General features: G+C 74.0%; 15 protein-coding genes. 7 read left to right on the forward strand and 8 right to left on the reverse strand.

Translation table 11 applies throughout. The features are described from left to right. Positions 1 to 9: 9 nt before the first annotated feature. Positions 10 to 342: a DUF2516 family protein gene (locus tag ACIF8T_RS12380; RefSeq protein WP_400034707.1), complete on the forward strand. Its 333-nt coding sequence runs from the start codon at positions 10 to 12 to the stop codon at positions 340 to 342. Between the two features lie 188 nt (positions 343 to 530). On the opposite strand, the gene ACIF8T_RS12385 is transcribed toward ACIF8T_RS12380, so the two are convergent. The 3 genes from ACIF8T_RS12385 to ACIF8T_RS12395 all read right to left on the reverse strand — a co-directional run bounded on the left by ACIF8T_RS12385 (position 531) and on the right by ACIF8T_RS12395 (position 4,329). Beyond that, entirely contained in the window at positions 531 to 1,856 is a 1,326-nt protein-coding gene (locus ACIF8T_RS12385; RefSeq protein ID WP_400034011.1) for a PP2C family protein-serine/threonine phosphatase, read from the reverse strand. Between the two features lie 362 nt (positions 1,857 to 2,218). Further along, entirely contained in the window at positions 2,219 to 3,298 is a 1,080-nt protein-coding gene (locus ACIF8T_RS12390; RefSeq protein WP_400034013.1) for an NlpC/P60 family protein, read from the reverse strand. A gap of 236 nt (positions 3,299 to 3,534) precedes the next feature. Next, complete coding sequence (locus tag ACIF8T_RS12395) at positions 3,535 to 4,329, reverse strand: class I SAM-dependent methyltransferase (RefSeq protein ID WP_400034015.1); 795 nt, start codon at positions 4,327 to 4,329, stop codon at positions 3,535 to 3,537. Positions 4,330 to 4,599: 270 nt separating this feature from the next. Here ACIF8T_RS12395 and mshA point away from each other — a divergent pair, with 270 nt between their 5' ends. Together mshA and ACIF8T_RS12405 are read left to right on the forward strand one after the other, a co-directional pair. Then, positions 4,600 to 5,937: a D-inositol-3-phosphate glycosyltransferase gene (gene mshA / locus ACIF8T_RS12400; RefSeq protein WP_400034017.1), complete on the forward strand. Its 1,338-nt coding sequence runs from the start codon at positions 4,600 to 4,602 to the stop codon at positions 5,935 to 5,937. Further along, complete coding sequence (locus ACIF8T_RS12405; protein ID WP_400034019.1) at positions 5,930 to 6,433, forward strand: YbjN domain-containing protein; 504 nt, start codon at positions 5,930 to 5,932, stop codon at positions 6,431 to 6,433. The genes mshA and ACIF8T_RS12405 overlap by 8 nt, the downstream gene beginning before the upstream one ends. A 19-nt stretch (positions 6,434 to 6,452) precedes the next feature. Here ACIF8T_RS12405 and ACIF8T_RS12410 read toward each other — a convergent pair whose 3' ends face one another. Further along, complete coding sequence (locus ACIF8T_RS12410; protein WP_400034021.1) at positions 6,453 to 7,265, reverse strand: AraC family transcriptional regulator; 813 nt, start codon at positions 7,263 to 7,265, stop codon at positions 6,453 to 6,455. A 49-nt stretch (positions 7,266 to 7,314) separates the two neighbouring features. Here ACIF8T_RS12410 and ACIF8T_RS12415 point away from each other — a divergent pair, with 49 nt between their 5' ends. The 3 genes from ACIF8T_RS12415 (at position 7,315) to ACIF8T_RS12425 (ending at position 8,580) form a co-directional block, all read left to right on the forward strand. Beyond that, complete coding sequence (locus ACIF8T_RS12415; RefSeq protein WP_400034022.1) at positions 7,315 to 7,743, forward strand: DUF2000 family protein; 429 nt, start codon at positions 7,315 to 7,317, stop codon at positions 7,741 to 7,743. Positions 7,744 to 7,830: 87 nt separating this feature from the next. Next, on the forward strand, positions 7,831 to 8,346 hold the full coding sequence (locus ACIF8T_RS12420) for a DUF5959 family protein (RefSeq protein ID WP_400034024.1): 516 nt from the start codon (positions 7,831 to 7,833) through the stop codon (positions 8,344 to 8,346). Between the two features lie 72 nt (positions 8,347 to 8,418). After that, a complete protein-coding gene (locus ACIF8T_RS12425) occupies positions 8,419 to 8,580 on the forward strand; it encodes a hypothetical protein (protein ID WP_400034026.1) in 162 nt (53 codons plus the stop codon). A 97-nt stretch (positions 8,581 to 8,677) separates the two neighbouring features. Here the strand turns inward: ACIF8T_RS12425 and ACIF8T_RS12430 are convergent, their stop codons facing one another. Beyond that, positions 8,678 to 9,439 (reverse strand): phosphoglyceromutase, encoded by a 762-nt coding sequence (locus ACIF8T_RS12430; protein WP_400034028.1) that lies wholly within the window; start codon positions 9,437 to 9,439, stop codon positions 8,678 to 8,680. A gap of 152 nt (positions 9,440 to 9,591) precedes the next feature. On the opposite strand from ACIF8T_RS12430, the gene ACIF8T_RS12435 reads away from it, so the two are divergent. After that, positions 9,592 to 10,887 carry an MDR family MFS transporter gene (locus ACIF8T_RS12435; protein WP_400034030.1) on the forward strand — a complete coding sequence of 432 codons (1,296 nt, stop codon included), beginning with the start codon at positions 9,592 to 9,594 and terminating at the stop codon, positions 10,885 to 10,887. Positions 10,888 to 10,951: 64 nt separating this feature from the next. On the opposite strand, the gene ACIF8T_RS12440 is transcribed toward ACIF8T_RS12435, so the two are convergent. The 3 genes from ACIF8T_RS12440 to phoU form a co-directional block, all read right to left on the reverse strand. Further along, positions 10,952 to 11,203: an SCO4226 family nickel-binding protein gene (locus ACIF8T_RS12440; protein WP_400034032.1), complete on the reverse strand. Its 252-nt coding sequence runs from the start codon at positions 11,201 to 11,203 to the stop codon at positions 10,952 to 10,954. Between the two features lie 233 nt (positions 11,204 to 11,436). After that, positions 11,437 to 11,592 carry a hypothetical protein gene (locus ACIF8T_RS12445; protein ID WP_400034034.1) on the reverse strand — a complete coding sequence of 52 codons (156 nt, stop codon included), beginning with the start codon at positions 11,590 to 11,592 and terminating at the stop codon, positions 11,437 to 11,439. A 134-nt stretch (positions 11,593 to 11,726) separates the two neighbouring features. Continuing rightward, entirely contained in the window at positions 11,727 to 12,416 is a 690-nt protein-coding gene (gene phoU / locus ACIF8T_RS12450) for a phosphate signaling complex protein PhoU (protein WP_400034036.1), read from the reverse strand. Positions 12,417 to 12,487 lie beyond the last annotated feature (71 nt).

The raw sequence follows: 12,487 nt of genomic DNA on the forward strand, positions 1-12,487 counted from the left end.
GTTGTGCTGATGGAGGGCTTCGCGAGTCTCATGTGGCTGCTGCACATGGCTCTGATCGTGTTCAGCGGCTTCGCGCTGATCGACGCCGCCACGCGCCGCGAGGACGCCTACCGGGCGGCCGACAAGAAGACCAAGCCCTTCTGGCTGCTCATCCTGGGGCTCGTCTTCGTGGTGAACCTGATCTTCCCGATCCTGTCGTTCCTGCCGATCATCGGCCTCATCGCGACGATCGTCTACATGGTCGACGTCCGGCCCGCCCTGCGGGGCCTGCCCGGTGGCGGCCGCAGCCGCAAGGGCTCCAGCAGCGACGGCCCGTACGGCCCGTACAACGGCGGGCGCTGAGCCGCGGCCGGTCCGCGGGGCACCGCCCCGCGGGCGTCCCGGTCCGGGGCGTGCCGCCCGGCGGGAGGCGGAAGGCAGGGCCATCCGGGGGACCGGAACGCGCCGCCGCCCGACGGGGTGACCGCGGGCGGTCCCGCCCGACGGGCCGCCCGCCGGACCCGGGCGCCGGTGCCGTCCGCCGGTGACCGCTACGGCACCCGGTCCAGCAGCAGGACCGCCACGTCGTCCGTCAGTTCGCCGCCGTTGAGGGCGCGGACCTCGTTCACCGCCGCCTGCAGCAGTTCCTCGCCGCGCCGTCCCTCGGCGAGCTGGCGGCGAACCATGTCCACCATGCCGTCCTGGCCGAGCCGCTCCCGGCTGTCGCCGACACGGCCCTCGATCAGGCCGTCGGTGTAGAGCATCAGACTCCACTCGGCGCCCAGCTCCACCTGCATCCGCGGCCAGCGGGCACCCGGCAGCAGACCGAGGGCCGGGCCGTTGTTGTCGTACGGCAGCAGCCGCGCGGGCAGGCCGGGGCGGGCGAGCAGCGGCGACGGGTGGCCGGCCAGGCACAGGCCCGCGCGGCGCCCGTCCGGCGCTATGTCCACCGTGCACAGGGTCGCGAAGATCTCGTCGTCCGCGCGCTCGTGCTCCAGCACCTGCTGGAGCGTGCCGAGCAGCTGGTCGCCGCACAGGCCCGCCAGGGTCAGCGCGCGCCAGGCGATGCGCAGCTCCACGCCGAGCGCGGCCTCGTCCGGGCCGTGCCCGCAGACGTCGCCGATCATGGCGTGCACGGTGCCGTCCGGGGTGCGGACCACGTCGTAGAAGTCACCGCCGAGCAGCGCGCGCGAGCGGCCGGGGCGGTAGCGGGCGGCGAACCGCAGCGAGGAGCCCTCCAGGAGGGGCGTCGGCAGCAGGCCGCGTTCCAGGCGGCGGTTCTCCTGGGCGCGCATGCGCCCCTCGGCGAGCCGGCGCTCGGCCGACTCGGAACGCTTGCGCTCCACCGCGTAGCGGATCGCCCGGCTCAGCAGCCGGCCGTCCAGCTCGTCGCGGAACAGGTAGTCCTGGGCGCCGACGCGCACGGCCTCCGCGCCGCGCTCGGCGTCGCCGGACGCGGTGAGCGCCAGCACGGCGTGCCGGGGCGCGAGCTCCAGGACGTGCTTGAGCACGGCGAGCTCGTCGTCCGTGCCGCCCGCCCGGCCGGGCGCCGGCAGCGCCAGGTCCAGCAGGATGCAGTGGACGTCGTCGGTGAGCAGCCGCCCGGCCTCGGTGAGGTTGCGGGCGGTGCGGACGCGGATCGGCTTGCCGGCCTGGTCGAGCAGGTCCGGCACGATCGGCGAACCGGCCGGGTCGTCCTCGATCAGCAGCAGCGTCAGGTTGGTGTGGGCGGCGTCCGCGGTGTTCTCGGCCTTGTCTCCCTGGGGCGCAGCGGCCGCCAAGGAGTCCTTGGAGGTGCCGCCGCTCAGGGTCGCGGCCTGCGCCTGACCACTCTCCACGGCCGGGATCGCTCTCTGCCGCGGTACGGGTACGGGCATCGTCTTGGGTTCCTTCCCTCCCCCCGAGGGCACGGCGGGGACGAGGGGTCTCGACCCACCGACGGGGACCATAGCGGGTGTCGGCGCCGCAGCGGAATGGTGTGAGGCACGCCGCTCGGCCGGCGTCCGCTGTCATATGCCCAGGTATCCGCCGCAGTTGGACAGCGCGGGAACGCCGAGGGGATGACGAAGGTCACGTCCCGGGGGCGTTTCGTGGGGTGTTGGGCGTGGGCTGTGTCACGTGGTGCGGGTCACCGGGCCGGGGCCGGGCGATGTGCCCGCACCGGAGCCCTTCTCCAGACCCCCGTGGCGGCCGCCACGACCCCCTCTGCCCCGCCGTGTCCGGCTGCCGAGGCCCTCCTCTACTCCGCCGTGTCCGGCCGCACCACCCCGAGGATCGGCATGGAGCCGGCGCCCGCGACCGTCACCGTGCGCCCGGGGCGCGGGGCGTGCACGATCGAGCCGTCGCCGATGTACAGGCCGACGTGGCTGGCGTCGTCGAAGTAGATGACGAGGTCGCCGGGGCGCATGTCCTCGACGGGGACGTGCCGGAGCCGCTTCCACTGCTCCTGCGAGGTGCGCGGGATGCCCCGCCCGGCCGACGCCCAGGCCTGCGAGGTCAGGCCCGAGCAGTCGTACGCCTCCGGGCCCTCCGCGCCCCACCGGTAGGGCTTGCCGGTCTGGGCGACGGCGTACTCGACCGCCTTCCTGCCCTGTTCGGTGGCCTTGCCGGTGAGCTCGTCGAGGATGCCGGAGCCGAGCCAGGCGGTCTGCGCCCGCTGGGCGGCCCGGCGCTCCAGCGCGGCGAGGCGCTCCCGTTCCTCCTTCTCCAGCTCGGACTCCAGCTTCTTGGCCGCCGCGATCTGCTTCTCGACCTTCTCCTGCGCGGAGGCCTTGGCCTTGCGGCCCGCCTCCAGCTTCCGCCACTGGGCGGAGGCGTCCCGGGCGTACTGCTCCAGGTCCTCCTGGGTGCGGGCCAGTTCGCCCAGCAGGCCCTTGGTGGCGTGCTGGCCCTGGCGCACCCGGCGCGTGCCGTCGAGGAAGTCCTGCGGGTCGTCGCTGAGCACCAGGTGCGCCTCGGGCGGCAGTCCGCCCGTGCGGTACTGGGCGCGGGCCGCGGCGCCCGCGCGGTCCTTCAGCCCGGCCAGCCGCTCCCGGCCCTCGGCGATCTTCTTGGCCAGCCGGACGACCTCGGCGGACTGCTTCTCGGCCTTCTCCTCGGCGGCGTTGTACGCGTCGGTGGCCACGGCCGCCGCGCGGTAGAGCGTGTCGAGCTTCTCGCGGACGGCTTCGAGGTCCCTGCCGGGCGCGGGGGCCGAACCGGTGCTCGGCGAGGGCGGGGGACTCGGGCTGGCGAACGCCGTGCCCGGTGCCGCCAGCACGGTGACCGCGCAGACCACGGTCACCGCCGCCGTGATCAGACCACGCCTGCCCGTACGCATACCTCAGCCCCCCACCTGGTTAACCGTCAGTAACTTACGGCCGCCCGGGGGATGCTGCCATGTCGGCGGGCAAAGCGACAGAGGCCGCGCTTCCCGCTCTCCTCCGTCCCTTCCCGCCGCGGGCCCCGCTGACTCCCGCCGCCCCGGTCCCTCCGCCCGTGCGCCGTGATCCCCCCGTTCGCGTGCCGCGTCCCCGCTCGTGTGACGAACGGCTCACGGGGATCGTTCCCCGCGGCTCAGACGGCCGGCCGCCGCGGCGCCAACGCCTCCCAGCGGACGGTCACTTCGCCCTGCCGCCACCGCACCGGCCCGTCCGCCACCGGCCAGTCGGCCGTCAGGTCCCGCACGGCCCGGATCCAGCGCTGCCGGGCGCCGTAGGAGGCGTAGGGCGCGGCGGCCGCCCAGGCGCGGTCGAAGTCGCGCAGGAAGGCGTGCACCGGCTCGCCGGGCACGTTGCGGTGGATCAGCGCCTTCGGGAGGCGTTCCGCCAGGTCGGAGGGGCGTTCCAGGGAGCCGAGCCGGGCCGCGAAGGTGACCGTGCGCGGGCCCTCGGGGCCGAGGGCGACCCACACGTGCCGGCGTCCGATCTCGTCGCAGGTGCCCTCCACCAGCAGCCCGCCGGGCGCGTCCGGCGCGGCGGGCGCCAGCCGGGCGCACAGCCCCTCCCAGACGGCGGCGACCTGCTCCTCGTCGTACTGGCGCAGCACGTTGGCGGCGCGCACGAGGTGGGGCCGCTCGGCGATCGGGAGCTCGAACCCGCCGTGCCGGAAGGTGAGGCCCTCGCGCGCGTAGGGCAGGGCCGCCGCCACCCGGGCCGGTTCGATCTCGATGCCGACCACGCGCACGCGCGGGGCGGCGGTGCGCAGCCGGTGCAGCAGTTCCACCGCGGTCCAGGGGGCGGCGCCGTACCCGAGGTCGACCGCGACGGGGTCGGCGGCGCGGCGCAGGGCCGCGCCGTGCGCGGCCGCGATCCAGCGGTCCATGCGGCGCAGCCGGTTGGGGTTGGTCGTCCCGCGCGTCACCGTCCCCACGACCGGGGTCCCCCCGCCCGGGCGACGCCGGGAGCGGGGGAGGGAAGCGGCGCGGGGTGTCATGCCTACGAGGGTATGCGGGCACCCGGGCCGCGGCGGACGCGCGGAGCCCCGGCGCCGCGCACCTAGCTGTCGAACGGTTGAGCGAGGACCGGTAATGATTGGGCAAAAATCGCGGACCCGGAAATGGAACGACACGCTCCGGCGTTGCAGCTTGCCGAGGGCCCCACACCCTCCGCCCGGCATGCCCACAGCGAGGAGGAACGCCACGTGAGCCAGTACGCCGCGAGGCTCGGCCGGCGTTCCCCGGCCACGCCGCCGCGCCTCAGGCTGCACCGCAGGCCCCGCCGCGTGGCCATGCTCTCCGTGCACACCTCCCCGCTGCACCAGCCGGGCACCGGCGACGCGGGCGGCATGAACGTCTACATCGTGGAGCTCGCGCAGCGCCTGGCCGCCCTCGGCATCGAGGTCGAGATCTTCACGCGCGCGACCGCCGCCGCCCTCCCGCCGGCCGTCCAGCTCGCGCCCGGCGTGCTGGTCCGGCACGTCGACGCCGGCCCCTACGAGGGCCTGGCCAAGGAGGACCTCCCGGCCCAGCTGTGCGCCTTCACCCACGGCGTGATGCAGGCCTGGGCCGGCCACCGACCCGGCCATTACGACCTGGTCCACTCCCACTACTGGCTCTCCGGCCACGTCGGCTGGCTCGCCGCCCAGCGCTGGGGCGTCCCCCTGGTGCACGCCATGCACACCATGGCCAAGGTCAAGAACGCCAACCTCGCCGACGGCGACACCCCCGAGCCCGCCGCCCGCGTCATCGGCGAGACCCAGATCGTGACCGCCGCGGACCGGCTCATCGCCAACACCGCCGAGGAGGCCGGCGAACTCGTCCGGCACTACTCCGCCGACCCGGCGAAGGTCGCCGTGGTCCACCCGGGCGTGAACCTCTCCCGCTTCTCGCCCGGCGACGGCCGGGCCGCCGCCCGCGCCCGCCTCGGCCTGCCGCAGGACGCCCTGGTCCCGCTCTTCGCCGGCCGCATCCAGCCCCTGAAGGCCCCCGACGTGCTGCTGCGCGCGGTCGCCGTCCTCCTGGACGAGCGCCCCGACCTGCGCTCCCGCATCGTCGTCCCGGTCGTCGGCGGCCCCAGCGGCAGCGGCCTCACCAAACCCGAGGGCCTGCAGAAGCTCGCCGCCCGCCTCGGCATCGCGGACGTCGTACGGTTCCGCCCGCCGGTCGGCCAGGACCAGCTCGCGGACTGGTTCCGCGCCGCCTCCGTGCTGGTGATGCCCTCCTACAGCGAGTCCTTCGGCCTGGTCGCCATAGAGGCCCAGGCCGCGGGCACCCCGGTGCTCGCCGCCGCGGTCGGCGGCCTCCCGGTCGCCGTGCGCGACGGGCACACCGGCTTCCTCGTCGACGGGCACGACCCGGCCGCCTACGCGCGCGTGCTGCGCTCCTTCGCCGACGACCCGCACCTGACGCCCCGGATGGGCGAGGCCGCGGCCCGGCACGCCCAGTCCTTCGGCTGGGACACCGCGGCCGCCGCCACCGCGGACGTCTACACGGCCGCGACGCAGGCCCACCGCCGTCACGTACGCTCCCACCATGGCTGAGACAGAGCAGCGGGCCGCCCAGGTCGTCGAAGAAGCCCTGAAGGACGCCGAACTGGAGTGGGAGAGCCCCGCGGACGGCACCTACGTCGTCAAACTCCCCGGCACCCACAAGCTGTCGACGACGGTCTCCCTCATCGTCGGCCGCCACTCCCTGTCGCTGAACGCCTTCGTCATCCGCCACCCCGACGAGAACGAGCCGGCCGTCCACCGCTGGCTCCTGGAACGCAACCTCAAGCTGTACGGGGTGAGTTACGCCGTGGACCGGCACGGCGACGTCTACGTCACCGGACGGCTGCCGCTGTCCGCCGTCACCGCCGACGAGGTCGACCGCCTGCTCGGGCAGGTCCTGGAGGCCGCCGACGGCAGCTTCAACACCCTGCTGGAGCTGGGTTTCGCGTCCGCGATCCGCAAGGAGTACGCGTGGCGCGTGGAGCGCGGCGAGTCGACGCGCAACCTGGAGGCGTTCACCCGCCTGCTGGAACGGCCGACCGACTGACCGCCCCGGGCCCGGCTCCTCAGGGCCCGCTCGCCCGGTACCGCCCGGGCGTCACCCCCACCAGTCTGCGGAAGTGCCGGGTCAGATGGGCCTGGTCGTGGAAGCCGGTGGCGGCCGCGACCTGACCGGGCGGCCGGCCCTCCAGGAGCAGCCGCCGGGCGCGCCCCACCCGCCGCGACATCAGGTACTGGTGCGGCGCGATGCCGTACGCACCGCTGAACGCCCGTACGAGATGGGCGGGATGGGCGTGCAGCAGCGCGGCGGCCTCGTCCAGGCGGAGCCCCTCGACGACCCGCGCGTCGAGCAGTTCGCGCATCCGGCGGGCGAGCACCGGGTCGCGGCGCGCGGGGTCCGCCGGGTCCCTGGGCCGCAGACGGGCCCGCAGCCGCTCCCCGACGAAGGCCAGCCGGCTCTCGGCCTCCAGCTCGTCGCCGGGCCGCACGAGCGCGGCGTGCAGCTGCCCCACGCGCCGCCGCAGCAGGGGGTCGCGCAGGTCGGGCCCGTCCACGGCCGCCCCGATCAGGTCGTGCGGCAGGTGGGTGCCGTCGAGGTAGAGCACCCGCTTGCGGAAGCCGTCGGGGGTGGCGGGCGCGCCGTTGTGCGGCACGTGCGGCGGCAGCAGCGACACGGTGTCGAGCGGGGTGCCGTGCTCGTGCCGGTCGAGGTCGTACCGCACCGCCCCGTCGTCGACGATCAGCAGCGTCCACGCCTCGTGGACGTGCATCGGGTACGCGTACTCGGTGAACCGGGCGTGGAAGACCTCGACGACACCCGGGATGCGGGGCCGCCAGGCGGAGACGTCGTTCTCCGGCGCGCCCGTGCGAAGGCCCATGCAAAGAACGTACAAGACGCCGCGGCCGGCCGGTCGGCACCCTCGGTGCATGAGCACTGAGCAGCCCCTGCGTTTCGACACGAAGATCGCCGTCCTGCTGCGCGAGGACCTGGAGCCCTGGCAGCGCCTGAACGTCACCGCCTTCCTGGTCAGCGGTCTCGGCACCGAGGTCCCCGAGGTGGTCGGGGAACCGTACGAGGACGCGGACGGGGTGCCCTACCTGCGGATGTTCCGCCAGCCGGTGCTGGTCTTCGAGGCCACCAAGGAGGTGCTCACCACGGCCCACGCGCGCGTGCTGTCCCGCGCCCTGCCCCGGGCGGTCTTCACCTCCGACCTCTTCACCACCGGCAACGACCGCGACAACCGCGCGGCGGTGCGGGCCGTGCGGACGGGGGAGCTGGACCTGGTGGGCATGGCGGTGTACGGACCGCGGAACGCCGTGGACAAGGCGGTGAAGGGGGCGCGGATGCATCCGTGAACGGCGCGGGCGGCCGGCCGGGAGCGGTGGGCCATGATGTCTGCTCCCCCTGGAACGCATTCGGACGACACGCACTCGGAGACGAGCATGGACGCACCGCGGGACGCCGTCGACCTGATCCGCCTGACCGACCGCCCGGGCCGCGGCCTCACCGTACGGGTGCGGGGACGCGCCCGGCCCGGCGTGCTGCCCGACCACGACGTCCTCGACGGCGAGATCGCCGTCGAGTCGGAGTCCGGCCGCGCGGTCTTCCCGGTGGCCCTCCTCCCCGAGGACCTGGAGGACTGGGAGGACGCCCTGTCGGCCCTGGAGTCCGGCCGCTGCGCCGAGTGGCTCGACTCGGGACGCACACCGTCGGTGTCCGTCGGGCCGGCCGGGCGGGGCGGCCTCGGGGTGGCCGTGCACGACGGCCCGGCGACGGGAACCAGGATCACCGTCCTGCTGCCGTCGCTCCCCGGGGACTGGGCGGCGGAGCAGCGGGCTCTCCTCGCCCGGGTGCGCGAGGTCTTCCCCCAGGAGGTCGTGGAGACGTCCCCCGGCACGTACGCCTGGCGGCCCGGCCGCACCCGGCCGCACGGGGCGCGTACCCCGGTGACCGATTGAGTCGGATTCGCCCGGAATGTTTACAGGAGGGCGAGACCGAGTCAGAGTCGGGAAGGGGGAGAGGAGGCGACCGTGACCGTCCTCGCGCTGCTCCTTCTCGTCATCGGGACGATCCTGATCCTGCTGGGGACGGTCCTGGTCGTCATCGGGGTGATCGTGATCCTCATGGGCATGACCCTGATCGCCGTCGCCGCGTTCCTACTGATCCGCCGGGCACTGAGCCGCCGGGAGTAGGAAAGACGAACGGCGGACGACCCGACGACGGCCACCGGCACGGAAACAAGCCCCCTGCCCGCGGGGGACCGCGGGCAGGGGGCTTGATCGATGGGGCTTACTTCTTCTTGCCCTGGTTCTTGACCGCCTCGATCGCCGCCGCGGCGGCGTCCGGGTCGAGGTAGCGGCCGCCCGGGGTCAGCGGCTTGAAGTCGGCGTCGAGTTCGTAGGCCAGCGGGATGCCCGTGGGGATGTTCAGGCCCGCGATGTCGGCGTCGGAGATGCCGTCCAGGTGCTTGACCAGGGCGCGCAGGCTGTTGCCGTGGGCGGCGACCAGGACCGTGCGGCCGGTCAGCAGGTCGGGGACGATGGCGTCGAACCAGTACGGGAGCATGCGGACGACGACGTCCTTCAGGCACTCCGTCTGCGGGCGCAGCTCCGGCGGCAGGGTCGCGTAGCGCGGGTCGGAGAACTGGGAGTACTCGGCGTCGCGGTCCAGCGGCGGCGGCGGGGTGTCGTACGAGCGGCGCCAGAGCATGAACTGCTCCTCGCCGAACTCGGCCAGGGTCTGCGCCTTGTCCTTGCCCTGCAGGGCGCCGTAGTGCCGCTCGTTCAGGCGCCAGGAGCGCTGGACCGGGATCCAGAGGCGGTCGGCGGACTCGAGGGCGAGCTGCGCGGTGCGGATCGCTCGCTTCTGGAGGGACGTGTGGACCACGTCGGGAAGCAGGCCGGCGTCCTTGAGCAGCTCGCCGCCGCGCGTCGCCTCCTTCTCGCCCTTCGCGGTGAGGTTGACGTCCACCCAGCCGGTGAACAGGTTCTTCTCGTTCCACTCGCTCTCGCCGTGGCGGAGGAGGATCAGCTTGTACGGTGCGTCGGCCATGGCCCCGAGCGTAATCGAACCCCCCGATCGCTCGCGCGCCCCGCCCGCAGGCCGGACGTTTGACGGGATCTGTTAATCCGGTGGCCCCCCGGAAGGGACCCTTCGTAAGGTGTGGTCACCGCCAGAGCCGCTTACATCCGTGGGGGACCCTCATGCCGTACGCCCGAGCCGGACGCGTCGTCCGGGAGACCGTCGCGGGGCTGCCCCCCGCGTTCTGGTGGCTGTGGACCAGCACCCTCGTCAACCGGCTCGGCGGTTTCGTCGCCACCTTCATGGCGCTGTACCTCACCCTCGACCGCGGCTACTCCGCTTCGTACGCCGGTCTCGTCGCCGCCCTGCACGGCCTCGGCGGGGTCGTCTCCTCGCTGGGCGCCGGGGTGATGACCGACCGGCTGGGACGGCGGCCGACCCTGCTCGTCGCGCAGGTCTCCACGGCCCTGTCCGTCGCGCTGCTCGGGTTCGTGCACCACCCGCTCGCCATCGCCGCCGTCGCCCTCCTCGTCGGCATGGCGAGCAACGCCTCCCGGCCCGCCGTGCAGGCGATGATGGCCGACATCGTCCGGCCCGAGGACCGCATCCGCGCCTTCTCCCTCAACTACTGGGCGATCAACCTCGGCTTCGCCGTCTCCTCCATGGCCGCGGGCTTCATCGCGGAGGTCAGCTACCGCGCCGGGTTCCTGCTGGAAGCGGGCATGACGCTGGCCTGCGCGATCGTCGTCTTCCTGAAGGTGCCGGAGTCCCGGCCGGCCGGCACCGGCCGGGAGAGCCGGGAGGACGGCGTCCACCTGGGCACCGTGCTGCGCGACGGGCGCTTCATGGCCGTGGTCGGGCTGTCCTTCCTCGTCGCGCTGGTCTTCCAGCAGGGTTCGGTCGGTCTGCCCGTGGCCATGGGCGAGGCCGGCTTCAGCCCCGCCGACTACGGCCTGGTGATCGCCGTCAACGGCGTCCTCATCGTCGCGCTCCAGATCCCGGTCACCCGGTTCATCCAGCACCGGGACGCGCGACGGCTGCTGGTGGTCTCCTCCCTGCTCGCCGGGTACGGCTTCGGCCTCACCGCCTTCGCCGGGTCGGTCGGCGTGTTCGCGCTCACCGTGTGCGTGTGGACCCTCGCCGAGATCGTCAACGCCCCGACCCAGACCGGCCTGGTCGTGCGCCTCTCCCCGGCGCGGGGCCGCGGGCGCTACCAGGGCATGTACACCATGTCCTGGTCCGTCGCCTCGCTCGTCGCCCCGCTGATGTCCGGCTTCGTCATCGACCGGCTCGGCGCGGAGTGGCTGTGGGGGATGTGCGCGGTGGTGGGCACGGTGGCCGGCGCCGGGTACGGGCTGCTGATGCGGCGGCTGCCGGAGGAGGAGCCGGAGACGGAGCGGGAGCCGGACCCGGAGCGGGAGCCGGGCGCGGTGCGGGCCCCGGCCGACGGCACGAAGGCTCAGGCCGGCGCGGCCTGAGCCCGGCGGGGCGCCGGGACTGCGGACCGCGCCCCCGGCGAGGAGCGGCGGGCCGCCCGCGGGCTCACCGCACCACCAGCGGCACCGCGTGCACCTCGTCCGCCTTGTGGCCGGCCCGCTCGTGGATGCGCTGGACCGCGTCGGCCGACGGCGCCTCGGACAGGCAGTAGACCGTGCCCGACTCCGGGTCCGCCCAGGCCTGTTCGAAGTGGACGCGCTCGTCCTCCTCTATGGCGAGGTCGGCGTCGTGGGCCCGGCGCAGCTCCTCCTCGGTGATGCCCTTCATGCCGTGGTGGACGTCCATGAACTTGGGCATGGCCACGCACCTCCTTCTCCCCCGTGCGCTCGGCTGGGCCTTCTCTTCCATGCTGCGCCCGCACCGCCGGGGCGGCGACCCCGTGGGCCCCGGCCTCCGAAAGCCACCGGGGACCACCCGGGCCCCGGCAACCCGAAGGGCCCCGGCAACCCGAAGGGCTCCAGCAACCCGAAGGGCCCCGGCAACCCGTGCCGGGGCCCTTCGACGTCGTCCGCGGTCCGCCGTGCGCGCGGTCAGCCGCACTGGCAGGGATTGCCCGACTGACACCCGCAGCCGCAGCCCGAGCCGCAGCCGCACGCGCCTATCAGCGTCAGGTTCCTGATCTCGGCGGGTTGCTCGGTCCGCCGTTCCTGCGTCGGGTCGGGCGTCGTGCCGGGGGATTCGCTCATGGTCCCTCCTCAAGGCTGGTGCCTGTGCCCATTGGACGCCCGGTCGGCTGGGCGCATCAACGGCGCACAGAGGCTCGCACGCGCCCTGGCCGGCCTCCCAGCGCCTGTTCAGGCGCCGGGTCGGCCGCGGCCGGTCAGGCTCCCTCCACGCCCGTCACCGACTGCATCTCCGCCTGGAGCTCGTCCGCGTGCTCGCCCGTCACCAGGTACACCACCCGCTTGGCGACCGAGACCGCGTGGTCGGCGAAGCGCTCGTAGTAGCGGCCGAGCAGCGTGACGTCGACGGCCGTCTCGATGCCGTGCTTCCAGCGGTCGTCCATCAGGTGCTGGAACAGCGCGCGGTGCAGCAGGTCCATCGCGTCGTCGTCCTGCTCCAGCTGGAGCGCCAGGTCGACGTCCTTGGTGATGATCACCTCGGCCGCCTTGGCCATCAGGCGCTGGGCGAGCTGGCCCATCTCCAGGATGGTGGCGTGCAGGTCCTGCGGGACCGCGCGCTCGGGGTAGCGCAGCCGGGCGAGCTTCGCCACGTGCTGGGCGAGGTCGCCGGAGCGCTCCAGGTCGGCGGACATGCGCAGCGAGGTGACGACGATCCGCAGGTCGGTCGCCACCGGCTGCTGCCGCGCCAGCAGGGCTATCGCCCGGGCCTCCAGCTCGTGCTGGAGCTCGTCGATCTTCTGGTCGGCCTCGATCACGCTCTCGGCCAGCTTCAGGTCGGCGTCGAGGATCGCCGTGGTGGCACGCCCGATGGCCGACCCGACCAGCCGGGCCATGTCCACCAGACCGTCGCCGATCGAGTCCAGTTCCTCGTGGTACGCGTCCCGCATCAGGTTCCCTCTCGTGCGTCGACTTCCGGGGTGCTCGCACCCCACGCTCCCACGTTCTGCCCCGTACGCGT

Source organism: Streptomyces sp. NPDC085946 (assembly GCF_044540485.1).
Taxonomy (GTDB): Bacteria; Actinomycetota; Actinomycetes; order Streptomycetales; family Streptomycetaceae; genus Streptomyces.